Below are 21149 nucleotides of genomic sequence, written 5' to 3'. Positions count from 1 at the left end.
ATATGTTAAAAATAGATTCTCATCAGCATTTCTGGCGTTTTGATCCAGTGCGAGATGCATGGATTGACGATAACATGCGTGCAATTCAGCGTGATTTTCTTCCAGAAGACCTGAAGACTGAGCTTGATAAGCAATCCATAGATGGCTGTATTGCAGTGCAATCAGACCAATCTGAAGCGGATAACGCTTTCCTGATAGAACTTGCGTCTATGCATCCTTTCATCAAAGGAATCGTGGGGTGGGTTGACCTCCAGGCGGAAAACATCGATGAAACCCTGCAATTCTATAGCCAATACAAAGTCATGCGAGGATTTCGGCATGTTTTACAAGGCGAATCGAATCGGGCTTTGATGCTGGAACCCGCATTTAAGCGGGGAATTGGGCTTTTAAAGAAGTTCGGATTTACTTACGATCTTTTAATTTTCAGAGACCAATTATTCTATTCTTCAGAGTTATGCGCTTCGTTTCCGGAGCAAAGTTTTGTGTTGGATCACATAGCGAAGCCGGAAATCCAGAACGGAGCTAAAGATGACTGGGTTCCGGGCATAAAAGAGTTGGCAAAAAACCAAAATGTTTATTGCAAAGTGTCGGGAATGGTCACTGAGGCAGATTGGCAGAACTGGAAGAATGAAGACTTCTATCCGTACCTCGATGTTATATTTGATTCTTTTGGCATTGAGCGACTCATGTTTGGCTCCGATTGGCCGGTATGTAATGTAGCCGGTGGTTATTCTGCTGCTACTGACATGGTAAAAAGCTATGTGTCTCAGTTTTCGGCAGACCAGCAAGCATTATTTTGGGGTGGCAACGCTGCTCGTTTTTACGCTATAGATTAATTTGTTTTAGATTTGCTGTTCAATTATTATTAATGAGAAAATTAGTTTGTACGACTCCTGGCAGTTTCAGCTATCAGGATGGCGAATATCCTGCACAACGGAAGAATTATTCCATTCTTAAAATCACGCGTATTGGAATTTGCGGCACGGATCTGCATGCATTTGAAGGTTCACAGCCATTTTTTGAATATCCAAGAGTTCTAGGCCATGAGCTTGCTGCAGAGTTTATTGAAGGTGACAATGCTGAGGGATTCACTCCTGGGGAAAGAGTTACTTTTATACCTTACTTCAATTGCGGCGAATGCATTGCATGTCGTTCAGGTAAAGGCAACTGCTGTACCAGCATTAAAGTTTGCGGCGTGCATATCGATGGTGGAATGGCTGAATATTTGTCGGTTCCCTCCTACTCACTTATACACGGCGAGGGGCTTAGCGAAGATGAGCTTGCTCTTGTAGAGCCTTTGGCAATTGGCGCTCACGGTGTTAGCAGAGCGGATGTAAAACCAGGAGAATTTGTGCTGGTAATCGGCGCTGGACCGATTGGTCTGGGCATCATGGAATTTGCACGTATTGCAGGCGGCAAAGTGATTTCAATGGACATCAACGATAACAGACTCACCTTCTGCAAAGATAAACTAAAGGTTGACTATACAATCAATCCTTTGAGTGATGATGTTGACGCTAAGCTTAAGGAGATAACAAACGGAGACTACCCTACTGTAGTTATTGATGCTACAGGAAGTCAGCGAGCCATAAATAACGGATTTATGTATATGGCTCATGGGGCACGCTACGTATTGGTGGGGCTTCAGAAGGGCGAACTTATTGTTAGTCATCCTGAGTTCCATAAGCGGGAAGGAACGCTAATGAGCAGCAGAAATGCTCATCGGGAAGACTTCGAACATGTTATCAAGTCTATGAAAGACGGATTGGTTAATCCTGCTACTTACATCACTCACCGGGTTAAGTTCGATGAAGTTAAAGATCAGTTTGAGTCATGGCTGGACCCGAAAAACGGTGTTATAAAAGCTATGATTGAAATGTAATCTTCAATATGATAAGTAAGAGCCGGGCCTTTTTGAAGGTTCGGCTTTTTTATTGACGCTTGGTCCTCAAATCAGGCACCCCGATTTCTGCTCTATCCATTTACAACGAGTGCTTTTAGGCAATAAAGAAGTAATCTTCGTAGGCAATCTCACGTCTTGCTGGCCAGGATCAAATAAAAAGGGCTTCCCCGCTAAAGCGAGGAAGCCCTTCTCTTACAATTTATCGTTGTCCTTATTAATATTACCAGAATATCGTATACAGTGCAGTAAGGATACCGATAACCAGGATTGAGCCTGCAATAAATGCAGGATGTGCTTTGAACATCTTGGTATCTACTTCCAGAGAAACAGGTTTAACACCATTTCTGCTTTCGTACATACTGATCAGGTACATACCCACCATACAAATTACAAATACAAATCCCATCCTGTCTAAGAAAGGAATTTCAACCAGACCTGAAGCAGCACTCTTAACTGCAAATCCGTAAGGAATCAGGAAGCTTAAGTCAACCCATTCAGGCATGAATTTGAACACCAATGAGAACAAGAAACCACCAACCGTTGCAAACAAAGCAGCACTTGAAGTTGCTTTTTTCCAGAAGAAGCCAAGAATAAACATGGCAAAGATACCTGGAGACACAAAGCCTGTATATTCCTGAATGTATTGGAATCCACCTTTTTTATCGATTCCCAAATGTGGGGCAATAATAACACCCAGAATCATAGAAATAACAACACTTAACTTACCAACGTTCACCAATCTTTTTTCACTAGCCTGGGTATTAAATACTTTTTGGTAAATATCCAGCGTGAAGATCGTAGCAATACTATTTGCCTTACCCGCAAGCGACGCCACAACCGCAGCTGTTAAGGCCGCAAAAGATAAACCTTTAAGCCCTGGAGGAAGTAAATTCAACAACACAGGATAAGCTCTGTCCTGATTGACTTCACCATTCATAGTCATATCCGTAGGGAAGGTGCCTGATCCTTCTTTGAAAAGAATATATGCAGCGATACCAGGAAGAACCACGATAACCGGCATAAGTAATTTCAAGAATGCCGCAAATAGGATACCCTCGCGTGCAGTCTTAAGATCTGCACCTAAAGCACGTTGAACGATATACTGATTACATCCCCAATAGTTCAGATTCACAATCCATAGACCACCAAGTAATACAGTCAGACCCGGCAGATCGAGGAAGTTTTCATTATCCTGATGCAGAATCATTTCAAAATGTTCAGGAGCCTTGTCCATCATAAGGCTAAATCCGCTTAATACACCGGAACTACCATAATGCTCAGCAACCAGATTAAGTGCCAGATAAGTAGTGGCCAAACCACCCAGGATTAGGAAGAATACTTGAATAACATCTGTATACCCAATAACTTTCATACCCCCTAGTGTGATGATGATCGCAAAAAAGGCCAGGAAATACATACAGACCGTTAAGCTAATACCGGATATGGCACTAACAGCAATAGCTCCCAGGTACAAAATTGAAGTTAAGTTTACCACCACATACAGCAGTAGCCAGAAAATGGCCATAACCATCGCCACTGTTCCATTGTACCGCTGATGGAGGAACTGGGGCATAGTAAAAATCTTATTCTTCAAGTAAACCGGAATGAAGAAGACCGCGACGATAATGAGCGTCAGTGCAGCCATCCACTCGTATGCAGAAATAGCTAATCCGATTTGGAAACCAGAGCCACTCATCCCTACAAATTGCTCAGCAGAAATATTTGATGCGATAAGGGAGGCACCAATTGCCCACCAGGTTAAAGATCCTTCTGCGAGGAAGTAGTCCTTTGAGCCCATGCTCGCGGCTTTTTTACGGTTATAGATCCACAGTCCATAACCTGCTACTATCACAAAATAGATAAGAAAAACAATGTAATCCTTCGTGTCAAGCGTATTCATCTGGTTTATATATCTGTTTAATTATTTACAATATGCCTCATTGTGGCTCGTAAGGTCGTCATTCCTTTCAATAATGACCTCCAACAAATTCCAAAGTGTGTGTTAGTAAGTGTCCGATAAACACCATAAATTTCTGCGCCTCAAAGTAGGAATATTTCTCTAATTAATACATAATTATTTATTATTTGTGTCTGCACCCGATTATCAGTGATTTACTCGTTTCCTCCACCTAAAATTCGGCTTTAAGCTATGAACTAAAGTATAATATTCAGGGGCGAAAACTGGAGAATAACGGTCTTCGCACCTGGAGTGTGGTACATATATGTATCGGTGCATCAGACAGCGGAAGAAACAGATAGCTTATAGTCGGCCTACTTGATCTTCGCAAATTCTGCTTCTGTTATCGTGAAGATGGTGCCATGTCTGATTCCTTTAGGCATACTTATCTTCTCTGACACATCCTCCCAGCTATTTAAATCGGTTGAGGCAATAGCTCCATACCTATGATCTCTGTATTTATCAAAAAAAACAAGCCATCGCTTTCCCTGCCTGAGTACCGTAGGCCCTTCAGCCCAGTAATTGCCAGTGATCGGCTCACCCGCCTTTGTATATGGGCCGGTAAGATGTTTAGCAAAAGCTAATTTTAAATTTTTTTGTGCAGGCTCACGTGTTTCATCTTTAAGAAACATGACCCATCTCTTCCCATTCTTAACGATAGACGCATCTATAACATTAAAGCCGGGGTCGTATAACAACTTCGTGTCGCTGAAGGATTCAAAATCGCTGGTAGTAACGTAATACATGCGGTGATTATAACCATCATCTGCGGTCACCTGAGTCTCCGGAAAACGCCCACTTATCGTAGTTGCCCAGTAAATCATATACGTCTTCGACTTACTGTCGTAGGTAATCTCAGGTGCCCAGGTGTTTCTGGCACCTTCTTCATGTTGCATCACAGGAATAAACTTCTGATCGGACCAGTTAACCAGATCTACCGAGGTGGCGTAGCCAATACCCTTATCCGTCCAGCTAACAGTCCAAACCATGTGAAATTTCCCATCTCCTCCTCTTATTATACAAGGATCGCGCATAAGTTTATCTTTACCAACCTGAGGTGACAGGAAAGGCTGATCATCTTTCAAGGCCTCCCATTTGTAACCATCTCTAGAGTATGCAAGATGCAAACCGTCTTCCCCATTACCTTTGAAATAGGAAAACATATAAATTTTATCGTCTTGGGCAAGGGCAGAAAAAGTTAAAAACAATAGCAGGAGAGAACAGAATCCTTTCATAATAGCAGTTTTTCATTAGTCGTTGAAGAGGCAAGTTATCAGAAATTCGATAATAATCATACCGTTTTATTCATTAGCACTTGTTATAAACGCTACTGAGCCTTTATAACAAGTTTAGCCGACTGTAAATCTGCACACGTTGCCTCTACCTTAATATCGCCTATTGCTCCAGACGACTGAACAATTGCGAGAGCCAGCCCGTTAAAGACCTTTCGGCTGTCAGTCTTGAACCGCTCGTGGCTGGTTGGACTGCCATTATCCACGGCATTCAGAAATCCCTGTCCCGTCACCTTAAATTTGATCAGATTGTCCGCAGACGGTACGACAATTCCCTCATCGTCCAGAATCTTAACAGTGATAAAAGAAAGATCCTTTCCATCTGCCCCGATACTACTTCTGTCTGCAATCAGCTCAATTTTAGCAGGCTTACCGGCTGTGTGAAGCTCCTTTGTTAAAACCTCCGCCCCCTGCTTCCGTGAAACAGCATATAAATGCCCGTTTTCAAAGGGCACACGCCACTTTACATGCATGACACGACCAGTTTTGTTTTTAGAGCCAAGCGATTTTCCATTCAGAAAGAGTTCGACCTCATCGGCCTGACTATAGTAAGCCACAACATCCACAGTGTCGCCTGCCTTCCAGTTCCAGTGCGGATAAACATGAAGCACGGGCTTTTCCGTCCACACACTTTTATAAAGCCAATACACATCCTTTGGGAAACCTGCCAGATCCACAATACCAAAGTAAGAGCTTCTGGCCGGCCAGGTATATGGAGTCGGTTCGCCCAGATAATCAAAACCAGTCCATACATACATACCAGAAACATGGGGACTATAATGAAGCTCTTTTAAGCTTTCCTCATGCGTGGAACCCCAGGGCGCGCTTACATGATCGTATGCAGAAACCGTAAAGTCTGTATTCCCTCCCCCTTTGATAGGCTTATCCCAAGCCTCCGGCCACCGGCGAATAGTATCAAAAGGAATCAAATCATAATGCCCTCTCGTTTGTAAAGCTGATGTACTTTCCGTCACGACCAACTTCTTCCCTGGCCAGCGCTTATGAAAATCTTTCCAAAGCCGATGGTTGTAGTTATACCCGATCAAGTCGAAGGCACCGGATTTAAGCAGGTTGTTATATGTATTTATCTCGTTATTAGCCGTGGTAATCGCACGGGTAGTGTCCAGATCTCTGACAATTGCGATAAGTTCCCGTGCAATCACCCGCCCTACAGTATCACCTTTCGCCTCGTCTCCCCATTGCTCTTGAATCTCATTTCCGACACTCCACACAAAAATGCTGGGATGATTTCTGTCACGGCGGACCAAGTCCTCCAAATCCCTCCGGTGCCACTGTTCCCAATCGAGATGATAATCGAAAAGATTCTTCTGCTTCTTCCATATGTCAAAAGCTTCATTCATCACGATAAAGCCCATCCTGTCGCAGAGCTCGAGAAGCTCAGGTGCAGGAGGGTTATGAGCTGTACGAATGCCGTTACAACCCATTCCCTTTAGGATCTCCAATTGACGTTCCGCTGCACGCCTGTTAAACGCAGAGCCAAGTGCTCCTAAATCATGATGATTACAAACTCCCTGGATCTTGGCCGGAACCCCATTCAGCGTAAAACCTTTTTCAGAGTCAAAATGGAATGTCCGAATACCAAACTTCGTTTCATAGGTATCCATCAACTTATTGCCTATGTATATGCGACTCACCCCGGTATATAGCTCTGGCGTTTCAACCGACCATAACTGCGGATTTAAAAGCTCCGTTTTTTGATTGAAAAGTACAGATTTTCCAGGCTCAACTGGCTGAGTATGCCAGACAGAGGTAACTTCTACTCCTTCGCCATCTCTGATTATCGTATTTAATTTCACCGCAGCTCTTTTATCGGAAGCATTCAGAACGGTTGTTTCTATCGAAACGTCTGCCCGCTCTTTAGAAACAACAGGAGTTGTCACGAAAGTACCGTACTGAGGCACATGTAAAGGATTTACCTTGACGAGGCGAACCCTCCGGTAAATCCCCGATCCCGAATACCATCTTGAGTTAGGCTGCCGGGAGTTATCCACCTTCACAGAGATAACATTTCTCTTGCCGAATCGCAGAAAGCGGGACAATTCGTACCTGAATGAAATATATCCATTAGGTCTCTTGCCGAGGTGGTGACCGTTTATCCAGACTTCACTGTTTTGATATACCCCATCGAAATCTATATACAGTATACGGCTCTTGTCCGATGCCGGAACATCAAAACTCTTGCGGTACCAGCCGATCCCTCCCGGCAGAGCCCCGCCACCCGGCGTAGCAGGGTGAATTTTACTAAAATCGCCTTCAATGCTCCAATCGTGGGGCAAGTTCAACGATCGCCAGGCATCATCCTTAAACAAGGGATTTGAAGCTTCAGGAACATCTCCCAGATGAAACTTCCAGGAATGATTGAAGTCAATAACCTGCCGGGGGAGCTCGCCGGCAAACAGCGTTTGCGAAACACAAAGAACCAGTAAAAGCAAAACTTTGAACATAGCGCAGGAATTTTAAATAAAAAAGACCCCTGCAATGGAACAGGGATCTACTAACCAACTAAACCAATTACTTTGAACCTAACACATAATGAAACGCAAACCATTCATCCTTTTCAGCAGTATAGGAAGTACCCAACCAGATGCCTTTGCTAGCTTCCTTGCCTGGGAAAGCCTTAACAACCTTAAACACATTTTTTACCGGGTTCATCCAACTATCCGGATTTTGAATAAGCGTGTTACCAACCAAGGTCACTTCATTCGTTTCCTCATTGATGGTGAACTGCCCTCTTGTGTAAATACCATTTTGATTACGGGTATAATTTTGACCACCAAGGCGATCAAACAAAATCCAGGAGTTGCCGGCTACCGCATCCCAGGAGTCATTCCAGCCCCAGTCTCTTGAGTCGTTTGACGACTTTGTCCAGCCCTTGCCCTTTCCAATCCAGTCAACCGCATTACCGCTGCCATCCAGGAGCCAGATTCTTCCAGACGCACTGCTGCCCGCCAGCATACTTAGCAGTTCCCCGCGCTTAAACGTCGGATTAAAACCTTCATCCGGGCCGGTTTCCACAGGAACCCAGTTATCTGAATATTCTTTCGAAATGAAATTATAGACTAAAATAGCAGGACCTTCCCCATCGACGTCCTTGTCGCGTAAGACTCCCAGGCGAAGACTATTCTCGCTCACCTCTATTATGTCGTATTTAGACCAGTTGCTTACACCTGTAATTCCGTTTTTGGAAGGCTTGTACGAACGCAGGATGGTTGCGCCATTGAGCGTAAGCGTTTTTGTTGCGATGCTCAGAGAGAAAGTTCCATTTTCCTTCATCCCTCCTTCTATTAGCTTCTCGTTTCTGAAGAAAGGCCCGCCCATGAGGCTGAAAGTCATTGAGCCGTAATCACCCGGCGCCATAACACCGGGATAAACATCCGCTGGTCCGGGCCACCACCATACCTCGCTTAAGTTAGCGGGGTTAAGAAATGTTATCGGCCCTGCGCCCATTTTACCCTCCGTATCCAACAGCCAGACTTTCTCGTTACCAGGTCCGCCAGTCAGGTCAATCCATTCCTTATCCTGGACGTAGCTCAGATTGTCAGCAGAAACCACAATAGGAACGGAGTCCATCTTAACCTCCATCCCGCCGGAAAGTACTGAGAATTTGACCATATAATTCCCTTTAAAGGCAAACCTGACCGTATCTCGCATTCTGGTAGACCGCCCCGTGCCGTAATCCCATATCGGCAGGACACCCTGGGTCTCATTTGTAAGGATCACTGTATTACCTCCAGGGTCCACAGCTAAATCCTGAACTACGGTGAATTTTACGCCCGACTTGTCTATCGCCGGCTCCAAATTATAATTCTCCTTCTGGCATGACATCATGACGATGAATGGCAAAAGGAGAGTTTTCCATATTTTATTAAAGCGTATCATGTCTTTATCTTTTAATATCCATCCTATTTTGTGCTTACCAACCTGGGTTCTGTTTTAAAACACCGTCAGACAGCGTAATCTGCGTATAGGGAATTTGCTGCAATCCTCCCGTCTCCACAATTTTAGATGCAGATATAACTTTCGGAGCACTCTGACCGGCACTCAGCAGGGTTGTATTTTCTGCAATTTCCTGCGCAGCAACGTTAACACCACGTCGCAGAAGGTCCCAATAGCGTATACCCTCAAAAGCAAACTCTAATCGCCGCTCTTTCATAAGGTTATCTTGCGTAACGGGCAGCGGAGTGAACGCCTCCTGATAAGCACGTTTTCTGACATCATCAAAATACGTTTGTGCGTTTGCACTTCCTAGTTCCGCAGCCATCAACAAGACATCAGAGTAGCGTATGGAAACATAGTCCTGAAACTGGCCGATCATAAAGTTAACTGCACCTTTGTTTACTGAAACACTATTCCCTGCCTCATCTACCAGGGGTGAATACTTTTCAACGTAAAATCCGGAATATTCTCTTTGCTTGCTTTGGTTTGTGAAGCCAACATTCTCCGCGGCTACGGCAATTATTGAAGGTGCCCTACGACTATCGCTGGCGGTGTAAGCATTATAAAGCTTCGGATTTACCGTGCCAAATCCCCAGCCATTTCCGTAAGGAAAAACAAACTGCTCGCGCATTCCAAACATGACCATCCAGTGGTTTCCATCGGTATTTCCATCATAATCACTGGTATAGGTATATTTTATCGCAAATACCGTTTCCTTGTTATCTTCGCCTTCGTAGGCTGTTAAAGATGAAGGCCATAGATTAGCAAAATTGCTTACCAGACTGTACCCCCCGGTGGAAATGATATTTTCCAGATAGGCAAGAGCCTCTGCTTTACTAACTAGGCCAACAAGGTCAGGTTTTGCATAATATCCGGTATAATAAAGAAACACCCGGGCTAACAATGCCGCCGCGGCGTACTTAGTTACCCTTCCATGGTTAGCAACTGGCTGTGCGTTGTAGGCAATGGCAGGCAAATTGTCGGCTGCGAACTTCAGGTCTGACGCAATGACTTTATACACCTCGTCTGGAGCAGACTGTGACAGATTCTCGGCCGAAGGGCTGACGAGAAGCGGAATATTACCGAAAAGCCTTACCATATCAAAGTAGAGGTAAGCCCTTAAAAACCGTACTTCAGATTCATAGATGCTCCTTAATGCTGCATCTGCGCCCCACTCTATTTGATCCATCTTACTAATCAACACATTAGCACGATAGATAGCCTTGTAGTAAGCAATCCAGTTCGGACCAAAGTTGTTCTGATCGGAAGGCGAACGTAGCTTGTCAAACTCATCAACCATCTGATAATTGTAACTATCTGAAGCTCCCCCTCCACCGAAGCAATTATCAGACATGATCTCAGAGGCAACCGGAAAGCTCATCCCTTCTCCCCACACCGTTTGTAACCCGTCATAACAACCCACTAAAGCTTTATATGCATCTTGGGGCGTTTTGTAATAATTGGTTTCAGTTACCGATGTGATGGGCTCTACATCGAGGAAATCCTTGCAGCCCCCAGCCGATAAAAGAGCCAGAGAAAGCATATATATCTTTAAAGTTTTCATTTTGTTCAGGTTTGTAGTTAAAAACGAATGTTAGCACCCAAAAGAAAAGTTCTCGGCCGGGGGTAATAACCGAGATCTATCCCAGATGAGAATCTGTCTCTCTCTCCATTATCAATTCCATACCCAATCTCAGGATCCATTCCGGTGTACTTGGTAAATGTGTAAAGGTTCTGTGCTGATGCATAGATCCTTACTTGACGCAAATAACCTTTCTTCAGCACTTTTCCAAAATCATAACCCAAAGTAATGTTGCTAATACGCAGGTAATCTCCCTGGTGTACATACAGATCAGAGAAGTTGATCCAGTTAGTTGAATTCTCGGTCACTCTTGGTAATGTATTCGATGAGCCTGGTCCATGCCAGCGACCTAAAATAGAAGTGGTATAATTGGCATACTGATTCGCCTGATTACGGTAAGACTGTACAATTTCGTTGCCGACTACGCCCGATGCGAGGAGCGAGAAGTCAAAGCCTTTATAACCGGCCGACAGGTTAATACCATAGGTATAGTCAGGATTTGGGTCCCCAATCATACCCCTGTCAAGGTCATTAATAATGCCATCGTCATTCGAGTCTACGTATCGAACGTCACCAGGCTGAGCGGATGGCTGGATAAGCAGGTTTTGAGATGACCGGTGAGCGTTTACTTCTTGTTCAGACTGGAAAATTCCCGCTGTTGTCAATCCCCAGAAGTAGCCAATGGGAAATCCCGTCTGCGCGCGGTAAAACTCGCCTGAATTGTCAAAGAGCTGATTAGTAGCGCCATGGATAATCCCATCAGATGTCGGGATTTCTGTAACCTTATTTTTGTTGTAAGCACCGTTTACTCCGATAGTATACCTGAAGTCACCAGCAACACCGTCGAAGGAAAGTCCGAGTTCTATACCTTTATTTTCTACATTACCCCCGTTAATGTACGGCGCGTCAGCGCCCGCTGTTGCCAGAATAGGAGCAGCGATCAACCAATCCTTGGTGGTTTTCGTGTACCAGTCGAACGTGAGATTAATTTTGTCATGAAATAAGCGGGAATCAAATCCCAGGTTAAGCTGCTCGGATGTTTCCCACTTCAGGTCAGGATTACCCAGCCTACTCGGATAGGCGCCTGGTGTAAGTTCTCCTTCCGCATTACCGAAACTGTAATTTGTATTGGAAAACACAACCGGTGCAAGGTATTGGAAAGCGATAATGTTCTGATTACCCACCTGTCCCCAGCTTGCTCTCAGTTTGAGGAAGTTCAGCCACTTGTTTGTCGGAGCCAGGAAAGACTCGTTAGTGAGTACCCACCCTGCTGACACAGAGGGAAAATAACCCCATCGATTCTCCTTGGAGAACTTTGACGAGCCGTCTGCGCGGAATGTCATGTTTAAAAGGTACTTTTCTTTATAATTGTAGTTCAATCGCCCGAAGTATGAAAGTCGCTTTTCTTCGAATACAGTAGGACCTTGGTTACCGGGACGGTTGGTCGGTCCGCCTCCTACTGAAATTGTTGCCCCGTTTGTATTCAATGCATTAGATAGCCATGCATGTTGCAAATCATTAAAAATAAGATCAGTATTCACCCCCCAGATCACCGAACGATCAGACTGGAACGTTGACGATCCCGCCAGCAACTCAATATGGTGATCGGTGTTGACATTAAAATTATAGCTCAACAAATTATCAAATAACAAAGTCTTCCCTTTCCCCATGGATTGGTCTACCCTCGTCAAATCACTGAATGAATAAATAGACAGCTCATAAATTGGAGTAAAAGACCGGCTCTCTTCTGCAAAATAATCGATGCCCAGGCTAGTTCGAAACTTCAGATTTTTAATAGGCTCAACTTCCAGATACAGGTCTCCAATAAGTCGTTGGTTATTCCGGTCATTCTGGTTGCCGTACACCATCGCGGCGTAAGGGTTAGACTCACCATTATACCAGGTCGAATTTTTGTTGTTGAAAAAATTACCTGCTTCATCATACATAGGCACAAAAGGACTGGTATTGAAAGCTCCTCTCAGCGAGTTGCTATACTGGTTACCCACGCCAATACCGTTGCTGGTGATGTAATTAAATGTCAAATGTTGTCCGACTTTCAATAGATCATTATAGAGATTATGCTCAGAGTTTATCCGAAAATTATAACGATCATAGTTGGACAGATCTTTCCCTCCTACTATCCCTTCCTGCCCGGTGTAAGATAAAGATGTTGAAAAGGTAGATGATTCGCCACCACCCTGAGCACCTATAACATGATTCTGGGTGATCGCATCATTTACAAACATCTCATTTATCCAGTTGGTACCGGCTCCCATTCCGGCAATCTGCTGAGGGCTAAAGCGGGGCAACTTGCCTGCATTTACGGCCGCTTCATTCATAATCGAAGCATATTGCTGTGAGTTTAACATCTCGACTTTACGAGCAGCATCTTGCATACCCAGGTAAGAATCAATTGTGACGGATGCAGATTGCCCTCGTTTACCACTTCTGGTTGTCACCAACACAACACCGTTAGCCGCCTGCGATCCGTAGATGGCAGCTGAGGCAGCATCTTTCAGTACATCGATCGCTTCAATGTCAGAAGGGTTCAGATAATTGATATTTGGCGTCTGTACGCCATCAACGATATAAAGCGGACCGGAGTTACCTATCGTACCGACACCTCTGATAATTACCCTCATACTTTCTCCGGGCTGTCCGGATGTAGAAGCAATCTGAATTCCTGGAGCTTGCCCTTGCAAAGCCTGCAAAGCGTTCGTCGTGCTCTGCTTTTGGAGATCTTCGCCCCTCACCTGAGCTGTAGCTCCCGTCACGAGCTTCTTTTTCTGAACGCCATAACCTACTACTACCACTTCTTCGAGTGCCTTCACATCATCTTCCAACTGAACATCAATCACATTACTCGGACCTACCCTCACCTCTTTACGTTGGTAGCCTATTGAGGTAATTTCAAGCACATCTCCTGTAGCTGCACTGATGCTGAATGTACCTTGTGAATTGGTGCTGGTACCTCCCTGCTTACCCTTTACTTTTACCGCTGCGGAAGGTACCGGCTGCCCATCTGATACTCCGGCTACCCTGCCGGTGATGGTACGGACCTGCGTATATCCCTGGATGCTACACAGCATCAAGGATATGAATGCCCATAACAGGACTTTCCTTTCTTTCTTTGTAGTAATTCGTTCCATCGCAATTTATAGGTTTATAGTTAATTCAGATTTTAACGCTCAGCTTTTGTCCGCTATAGCGCAGCTTTTGCTTTGCTGGCGAATCAAAAGATAAGCTACGTTTAGCGCGAGGAGTCACCACGAAAATTTCGAACGTACGGTTCCGGAGCATTCCTTCGAAGCTGCCCTCCCGCTGCCCTATCGTGAGCGTCTTGTCTTTTTCGTTATAGCTTATAGGGATGTTGGAAAAGGCATTCCTCTCATAATTGTAATTTGTTCCTTCATCTTCATAGAGATTAAAAGAAGCATCTCTTCCGGTGTACACGTACAGTCTGATGGGATCAGCAGGCTTTTCGGAGGTATACTGCAGCTCCGGACCGAAAGTTAGAATAGACCCCTCTTTTACAAAGAGCGGCATTCTCTCATAAGGAGCCTCAGCATTGATGTTTTGCCCGCCCTTAAAATAGGTTCCTGTGTACAGATCATACCAGCCAATTCCTTTAGGAAGGTATACCTTTCTGCTCCTCGCTTCATATTCTGAAACTGGATTGATCAATAACGACGGCCCGAACATAAACTGATTATCGATATTCCTAACAGCATCATCATGAGGAAAATCCATCACCAAGCCACGCATAATGGTATAATGCTGATGGTAAGCTTGCCCGGCCAGAGAATAGATGTAAGGCATAAGGCGGTAACGTAGCTTATTGTAATACAACATACTGCTGTACGCCGGATGGCCTTCGGGAGCAATATTATAAATCTCCCTGAATGGAAATTGTCCGTGTACTCTGAAAACTGGAGTAAAGGCACCAAATTGATACCAACGTGTGTTCATCTCGCGCCACTCTTTCAAATCGTCTCCCTTAGCATTCTCGAAACGGCGTTCGACGGAGAAGCCTCCGATATCCATGGCCCAGTATGGAAGTCCGGACATAGAAAAGTTTACTCCTGCTGAAATTTGATCTCGCATATCATGCCAGCGGGATGATATATCACCGCTCCAGGTAACGGTGGCATAGCGTTGAAGGCCGCCATAAGCAGAACGAGTCAGGATGAAGACCCTGTCATTAGGATTTTCCTTACGCTGACCCTCGTAGATCCCTTTTGCATTTAACAATGGAAAAGCGTTAAAATATCGGGCCCCTGAACCAAGAGATGGCGTAAAAATGCTCTTTCGTGTTTCTACAGACAGATTGGAATGTATATCCGGCTCTGTTGCGTCAAGCCACCAGGCATCAATACCCTTCTTGTATAATTTATCATTCAGCAAGTTCCAGAAACCAACCCTTGCTTCCGGATTAAAAGGGTCATAAAAAGTTGACTTGTAACCCTTTGCTATCCAATCCTTCCTGCCGTCTTCAACGTTACGTCTGTATAGCCACCCTTTTTTTGCAAAAGAATTATAAGCATCAGTTCCTTCGTAAAATTTCGGCCATACAGAGATCATGAGCCTGGTATTGTACTTATCATGCAGATCGGAAATCATCTGTTCAGCTGAAGGGAAACGCTCCGTATCGAATTCCTGACTCCCCCATTGATTCTCTTCCCAGTAAGACCAATCCAGCACAATATTATCCAAAGGAATCTTCCTGTCGCGAAAAGTCTTTACTGTGCTCAAGATTTCGTCCTGGGTCTTGTATCGCTCGCGGCTTTGCCAGAAACCCATGGCCCATTTAGGTACGATAGACGCCTTCCCTGTTAGTAGGCGATAGCCCGCAATTACTTCGTCGAGGTCTTTTCCTGAAACTAAGTAATAATCCACCTGGTCTCCTGCCTCAGATAGGAACGAAAAATCGTTTTTTTCATTCTGAGGTATTGGACTTTGCCATTTAAACGACAAATATGATTCGCCGCCGTCTGGTAACCATTCAATTACCAGTGAGTATTTGCGCTTATCCTCGAGAAGAACCTGGAGCTCTATCGCACCGGCGTTCCACGGCTGCCGCCATCTGTCGGCCTGCAACTTCCCATCTACCCATATTTTGATATAGCCAGCATATTTAAACAGAAAAGTATGCAAACCGGAATAAGGAGATTCGATATCGCCCTCCCAACGGACTTTACCATTGACGAGCTTAAAGCTATCCGGAAAGTTTTTCAAATCCTTCAAAAAGGAATAATCAATATCTGACTCGGCACGACTGATCGTATTGCGACTGTCTTTCAGATCAGAATAAGTAGCGGTCAGCCAGCCAACCTCCCCCGATTTTGAGTACAACTTTAAGCCAGACAAAGGTCGAAAAGTGCGGACGTCGCCTACCTTTGTGATGGAGTAATTATCCCAAAGTATACCGTAGTTATTCGTGGATATCACAAAAGGAATGGCCACATCCGTATTATACTGCAACAGCTCAACTTGATGACCACGATAATTCATTACACCATTCTGATGCTGGCCGAGCCCATAGAAGCCTTCAGTCTCGCCCACTTCAAAGCCCTGCCGAATTTTGTAAAACGAATCGCCGGAATGAGAGTCTGCTATGAAAGTACCGGCATCCCTTCTCTGTTCAGATACGATTGGCTTACCGGCTGCATCAGTAAAACTTATCATTCCATCAGTTAATTTAACAACGGCCTGCATAGAACTTGTTTTAAGAGTTATCTTTTCAGCGTCTCGCGTCATATCCCAGGTGGGAGTTCCTGCAGATAACAAATTATCAGAAACCATCAGACTCTTATGTAGGGTGGGCGCTCCCAAAGCAGCCGAAGTGACCCGGATGATCTTGTCTGATAAAACCTTGAGTGTTATAGTCTGCCCCAGGGCAGCGGCTTTATCGTTCAAGGTGATAATGACGCCGTCACTAAGTTTCTTTACGTCAGTGTCTTGAGCAGAAACAAATACAGAAAATAACGAACAGAATAAGATAGCAACTAAGATATTCTTGTGCATAGCAATTGGTTAGGATAAATACTGGTTATAATTTGTGTTGTAAAACTATAAGATGGCGATCCCCTGCAGGGTATGGAAATGTTAACATTTAGGTATGATAATGTTAACAAGCGCCCGAAGATTGCAGAAAAGGCTTATTTATCAGCTTGTTCCACTTCCCCTGGCCTGCTCGGAAGACAGTGAGCTTTAAGGTAAGATGAAGGAAGCATGCCGAACTCAGCCTTAAAGTACTTAGCAAAGGCCTTCGGATTATTAAAGCCTGCCTCGTAGGCAATCTCAGCCACGGTAAGTTGTGACTTTTCTAGTAGTCTTGCTGCCCTCTTGAGGCGTAGGCTCCGGATAAATTCGATCGGAGTTTGACGTGTCAAATGTAGAAGCCTTTTATACAGGGCGACCCGACTCATGGACATTTCTCTAGCAAACTCCTCGACGGAGAAATCGGAGTTACAAATATTTTTTTCGGTAATCCTCAGTGCTTGCTGAATAAAACGCTCATCTGCAGACTCCACCTCTATATCGGTCGGCTTTACTTCAACTTGCCTCTGATAGGTCTTTCGCATTGATTCCTGACGGATAAGCAGGTTTCTGATCTTAGACATTAAAATTTCGAAGTTGAAAGGTTTAGTCATGTAGTCGTTAGCACCCGTTTCGATGCCGCGCAGAATCTGCTCTTCCCCAACCAAGGCAGTTAGCAAGATAATAGGAATATGACTGGTGCGGCTGTCCCTCCTCAGTTTAACGCAGAAGTCGATACCGTTCAGTTCAGGCATACTAACGTCTGAGACGATCAGATCAGGATGCATTGCCAGGGCTTTGTTCCAACCAGACTTGCCATTTGTCGATTCTACTATGTTGTAAACCTGCTTGAGATTGTCTTTCAAATAAAACCGGAAGTCGTCGTTGTCCTCAATTAACAAAATGGTAGGCTTTTTCTGACTGATTTTCATTTGCCTCTCGTCGTTGCTCCGCGGACACAAATCTAACTTATTCACTATAATCGACTTATCCTGATAGTAAGCGCTGCTTCCATTGGCAGATATAGGCATGAGGGGTAGATTCACAATAAAACAACTACCCCTACCCTGTTCGCTCTCAACTCGTATGGTTCCTTTATGTAGCTGGACAAACTCTTTTGTTATAGAAAGGCCTATACCGCTCCCCTGATTGACCATCGAGCCAGGAACGTCATTTTGGAAAAACCGCTCGAAGATTTTGTCCTGCTTATCAGCCGAAATCCCTATTCCGGTATCTACAATCCTGATTTCTACATCGGAAGTCTGATCTTCTATCAGCTCACAGTTCACGCTCATACTAATTTGCCCCCCTTCAGAAGTGAATTTAAAAGCGTTAGACAGCAGATTGAAGAGAATACGCTCCAGCTTGTCCTGATCGAAGTTTGCAACAAATGTGCTGAGATTCGAGTGAAAGGTGTAACGTATATTTTTCTTCTCTGCCAGATCTGTGAAAGACTGGAAGCTCTCATACACAAAGCTAATAACATCACCTTCAAGTAGTTGCAGCTTCAACTCTTTAACTTCCATCTTCCTAAAGTCCAACAGTTGATTTACCAGATTAAGAAGTCGCCTGGCGTTTCGCTGTATAAGCGTTAAATGAATCTTAGCATTTTCTTCTGGATTCTCTTTGAGTAGCTTGTCTAGCGGCGCGAGGATCAGCGCCAGCGGTGTACGGAATTCATGACTTACATTAGTGAAGAACTTGATTTTCATCATGTCCAGCTCATGCATCTGCTGAGCCGACTTACGTTCCTGCTCAAGCGCAAACTGCGCTTTTAGCTTTTTTATCCCCCTCTTTCTCAGATAGTACAAAAACCCCGAAACCCCCAAAAAGTACAGAAAATAAGCGGGAGCCGTTTTCCAAAAGGGCGGTAAAATCTTGATTCTCAAAGAGACTGCTCCTAAGCTCCATACTCCATTATCATTGGCTGCCCTTACCTTAAAGGTGTATTCTCCCGGATCCAGGTTGGTGAAAGTTGCTTTGCGGTCTTTACTGTTGGTAGTGAACCACCGGTCGTTAAAACCTTCAAGCATATATTCATACTTACTCTTCGTTGCATTCGCGAAATTAAGTGCCGCAAATTCTATGGAGAAAAAGTTCTGATCATAGTTCAGCTGTATGTCATCGGTGAGAGATATTGATCTATCTAATATAGTCTTACCCTTAATCAGCTGACCGGGTTTAACACTGGTATTAAACAACTGAAAGTCGGTAAAAACCACTACTGGTGATAGCCCGTTTTGTTTAATAGTCTGCGGATCAAATAAATTGAACCCGTTTGCTCCGCCGAAAATAAGTTCTCCGCGGCTAGTTCTCAGTGCAGCGTTTTCATTAAACTCCATGCCCTGCAATCCATCAAGATCGTCGTAATTCTGGAAACGAATCTTCCAGTTGTCGCCACCATTACTTAGCGTAAGTCGCGAAATCCCTTTAGTCGTACTGAGCCAAACATGTCCGCTTTTATCCTCCAGAATCGTAAGAATTGTGTTGTCGGGTAAGCCGTTCTGAATCTTTAAAACCTGGAATTTGGCGCTGGATGGATCAAACAGCGTCACTCCGTCTTGGGTTCCTATCCAGATAAGCCCCCTGCTGTCTTCCATCAAGGAAAATACATTGTTGTTGCCCAAAACAAGTTTCCCGTGTTTTGATCCAGAATAATGCTCGAAACGTCCTGTCTTTCTCTGCAAAACATCTACTCCAGCATCCGTTCCAACCCAGATATTCCCGGCTTTATCCTCGAGCAATGCATTGATATAATCAGACTTCACTGAGTTCTGTCCGCCAGACCGAAAATGTTTGAAGGTTCTTGTCTTCCTGTCAAACAGATCCAATCCGCCATGTAAGGTTCCCACCCAGAGGTTCCGCTCAGAGTCTTCCATGATTTCCCAGACACGGTCGTCTGAAAGACTGGACGCATCGCTCTCACTGTGACGGTAATTAGTGAATCTTTTGCCATCGAAAGAATCAAGCCCGCCAAAGTAGGTTCCGATCCAGAGTATTCCGTCTTTGTCCAACCATAGACTTACCACCACATCGTTACTGAGTGTATTTCTATCCCCGGGACGATGCCGATACCTTTTAAATGTATTTTTCTTCCTGTTAAAATAAACCAGTCCGCCTCCGTTGGTACCAATCCATAGGTTGCCCGAGTTATCTTCAAGGAATCGGTTTACGTCATCGTAGGGGAGGCTGTTGATCTCTAAAGGATTATGCCTGTAATGAGCAAATTTGATGATACTTTCATGGTAATAACTCAACCCCTTCTTGAAGGTTCCTATCCACATAATGCCTGTATCATCTCTATAGATCACAGGTGTGCTGTTTTGAGCGATGCTCTTTTCATCAGCTTCGCGACTCACCAGGAAGCTCAACGAATTTCTTCTCTTATCCAGAAGATTGATGCCCCCATGATCTGTTCCGAGCCACATGATCCCTTTCTCATCTTGATTGACGCTATAAATATTATTGGTATTCAGTCTTGGGAGACTAGTTATGGAATAACGTTTTACAGATAGATCGGTCATGCTTATCAGATATACACCTTTCGGCTTATCTACCGAATAGACCCATACATCGTCATCCCTATCGATAAAGATTTTGTAGTTAGCTGCATCGGCAATCCGCTTGCTGTAAACTCTTGAATGAGCTCCAGCGGTATACTGTTCGACTTTCCCCGATGCATCTGATGTCCATATAGAACCGCTACTAGCTATTGCGACAGATGTAAACGGATATGAACCAGCTCTTACTATTAGTCTCGCCCTCGAACTATTCTCATCAATCTCGTACAAGCCTGCTGATGTGATCACATAAAAGAGACCTTTCCCATTACCCCGAATATCCGTCAATGAACCTTTGATTGCTTTGGAATCCAGATACTTTTGCGGGTTTCTATCGAAAGTCTCCTTCTCAGGGTCATAAATTGCATAACCCGCGCGGGTGTTTATCCAAATTTTCTTATCGGGCCCGGGTTGGATATTCAAGACGTTGTCATCGCTTATTGTGGTTGAGTCGCTTGCGACACATTTGAATACCTTAAAGGTATAGCCATCGTATCTGTTCAGGCCAGATAGTGTACCGAACCACATGAAACCTTTGCTGTCCTTTAAAATACTGTTTATCTGGTTATGTGAAAGGCCGGAAGAAATGTTCAATTGCGAAAACTGGTACTTAGGAGATTGCGCCCAGACCGCTACGCAGCAAAGCAGGCCGGAAATAAATGTAAAAGTCCTCGCGAACATGGAAAATGGGTTAGTTAAAAGAGCGCTCTCTCACCCGAAGATAAGTATTAATTACGCTATTTACATCTGGCCTGAGATAAAACATCTGCTGAAAACTCCAAAGAACAATAGGTTAATAAGTCACTAACAGACGCCAAATGAGGCACTGTATCAATAAAAAAAAACCCCGACTTGTGGC

General features: G+C 44.4%; 10 protein-coding genes. 2 read left to right on the top strand and 8 right to left on the bottom strand.

Annotation, left to right across the window (positions count from 1 at the left end):
- Positions 1-2 precede the first annotated feature (2 nt).
- Together B0I27_RS03050 and B0I27_RS03045 are read left to right on the top strand one after the other, a co-directional pair.
- A complete protein-coding gene (locus B0I27_RS03050) occupies positions 3-836 on the top strand; it encodes an amidohydrolase family protein (RefSeq protein ID WP_106291325.1) in 834 nt (277 codons plus the stop codon).
- A gap of 32 nt (positions 837-868) precedes the next feature.
- On the top strand, positions 869-1882 hold the full coding sequence (locus B0I27_RS03045; protein ID WP_106291323.1) for a zinc-binding alcohol dehydrogenase family protein: 1014 nt from the start codon (positions 869-871) through the stop codon (positions 1880-1882).
- Between the two features lie 241 nt (positions 1883-2123).
- On the opposite strand, the gene B0I27_RS03040 is transcribed toward B0I27_RS03045, so the two are convergent.
- The 8 genes from B0I27_RS03040 to B0I27_RS03005 all read right to left on the bottom strand — a co-directional run bounded on the left by B0I27_RS03040 (position 2124) and on the right by B0I27_RS03005 (position 20971).
- Entirely contained in the window at positions 2124-3803 is a 1680-nt protein-coding gene (locus B0I27_RS03040; RefSeq protein ID WP_106291321.1) for a sodium/sugar symporter, read from the bottom strand.
- Between the two features lie 371 nt (positions 3804-4174).
- Complete coding sequence (locus tag B0I27_RS03035; RefSeq protein ID WP_106291319.1) at positions 4175-5095, bottom strand: glycoside hydrolase family 43 protein; 921 nt, start codon at positions 5093-5095, stop codon at positions 4175-4177.
- 92 nt (positions 5096-5187) lie between these two features.
- Positions 5188-7617: a glycoside hydrolase family 2 TIM barrel-domain containing protein gene (locus tag B0I27_RS03030; RefSeq protein WP_106291317.1), complete on the bottom strand. Its 2430-nt coding sequence runs from the start codon at positions 7615-7617 to the stop codon at positions 5188-5190.
- A 67-nt stretch (positions 7618-7684) separates the two neighbouring features.
- Positions 7685-9052, bottom strand: a complete 1368-nt coding sequence (locus tag B0I27_RS03025) for a hypothetical protein (protein ID WP_106291315.1) — start codon at positions 9050-9052, stop codon at positions 7685-7687.
- 34 nt (positions 9053-9086) lie between these two features.
- The gene (locus B0I27_RS03020) at positions 9087-10673 is read right to left on the bottom strand and encodes a RagB/SusD family nutrient uptake outer membrane protein (protein ID WP_106291313.1); all 1587 of its coding nucleotides are present in this window, start codon (positions 10671-10673) and stop codon (positions 9087-9089) included.
- Positions 10674-10690: 17 nt separating this feature from the next.
- Positions 10691-13840: a SusC/RagA family TonB-linked outer membrane protein gene (locus B0I27_RS03015; RefSeq protein ID WP_106291311.1), complete on the bottom strand. Its 3150-nt coding sequence runs from the start codon at positions 13838-13840 to the stop codon at positions 10691-10693.
- 25 nt (positions 13841-13865) lie between these two features.
- Positions 13866-16715 (bottom strand): TIM-barrel domain-containing protein, encoded by a 2850-nt coding sequence (locus B0I27_RS03010; RefSeq protein ID WP_106291309.1) that lies wholly within the window; start codon positions 16713-16715, stop codon positions 13866-13868.
- 134 nt (positions 16716-16849) lie between these two features.
- Positions 16850-20971, bottom strand: coding sequence for a two-component regulator propeller domain-containing protein (locus B0I27_RS03005; protein ID WP_106291307.1), 4122 nt, complete (start codon positions 20969-20971; stop codon positions 16850-16852).
- Positions 20972-21149 lie beyond the last annotated feature (178 nt).

The sequence above is a fragment of the Arcticibacter pallidicorallinus genome (assembly GCF_003002875.1).
GTDB lineage: Bacteria > Bacteroidota > Bacteroidia > Sphingobacteriales > Sphingobacteriaceae > Arcticibacter > Arcticibacter pallidicorallinus.
Note: the sequence above shows the minus strand (reverse complement) of the source record. Positions and strands in the feature narration are given on the sequence as shown.

Bases quoted from the DNA above. Each gene is read 5' to 3' on its own strand.
- B0I27_RS03050 (WP_106291325.1), top strand. From the start codon at position 3: ATGTTAAAAATAGATTCTCATCAGCATTTCTGGCGTTTTGATCCAGTG.
- B0I27_RS03045 (WP_106291323.1), top strand. From the start codon at position 869: ATGAGAAAATTAGTTTGTACGACTCCTGGCAGTTTCAGCTATCAGGAT.
- B0I27_RS03040 (WP_106291321.1), bottom strand. From the start codon at position 3,803: ATGAATACGCTTGACACGAAGGATTACATTGTTTTTCTTATCTATTTT.
- B0I27_RS03035 (WP_106291319.1), bottom strand. From the start codon at position 5,095: ATGAAAGGATTCTGTTCTCTCCTGCTATTGTTTTTAACTTTTTCTGCC.
- B0I27_RS03030 (WP_106291317.1), bottom strand. From the start codon at position 7,617: ATGTTCAAAGTTTTGCTTTTACTGGTTCTTTGTGTTTCGCAAACGCTG.
- B0I27_RS03025 (WP_106291315.1), bottom strand. From the start codon at position 9,052: ATGATACGCTTTAATAAAATATGGAAAACTCTCCTTTTGCCATTCATC.
- B0I27_RS03020 (WP_106291313.1), bottom strand. From the start codon at position 10,673: ATGAAAACTTTAAAGATATATATGCTTTCTCTGGCTCTTTTATCGGCT.
- B0I27_RS03015 (WP_106291311.1), bottom strand. From the start codon at position 13,840: ATGGAACGAATTACTACAAAGAAAGAAAGGAAAGTCCTGTTATGGGCA.
- B0I27_RS03010 (WP_106291309.1), bottom strand. From the start codon at position 16,715: ATGCACAAGAATATCTTAGTTGCTATCTTATTCTGTTCGTTATTTTCT.
- B0I27_RS03005 (WP_106291307.1), bottom strand. From the start codon at position 20,971: ATGTTCGCGAGGACTTTTACATTTATTTCCGGCCTGCTTTGCTGCGTA.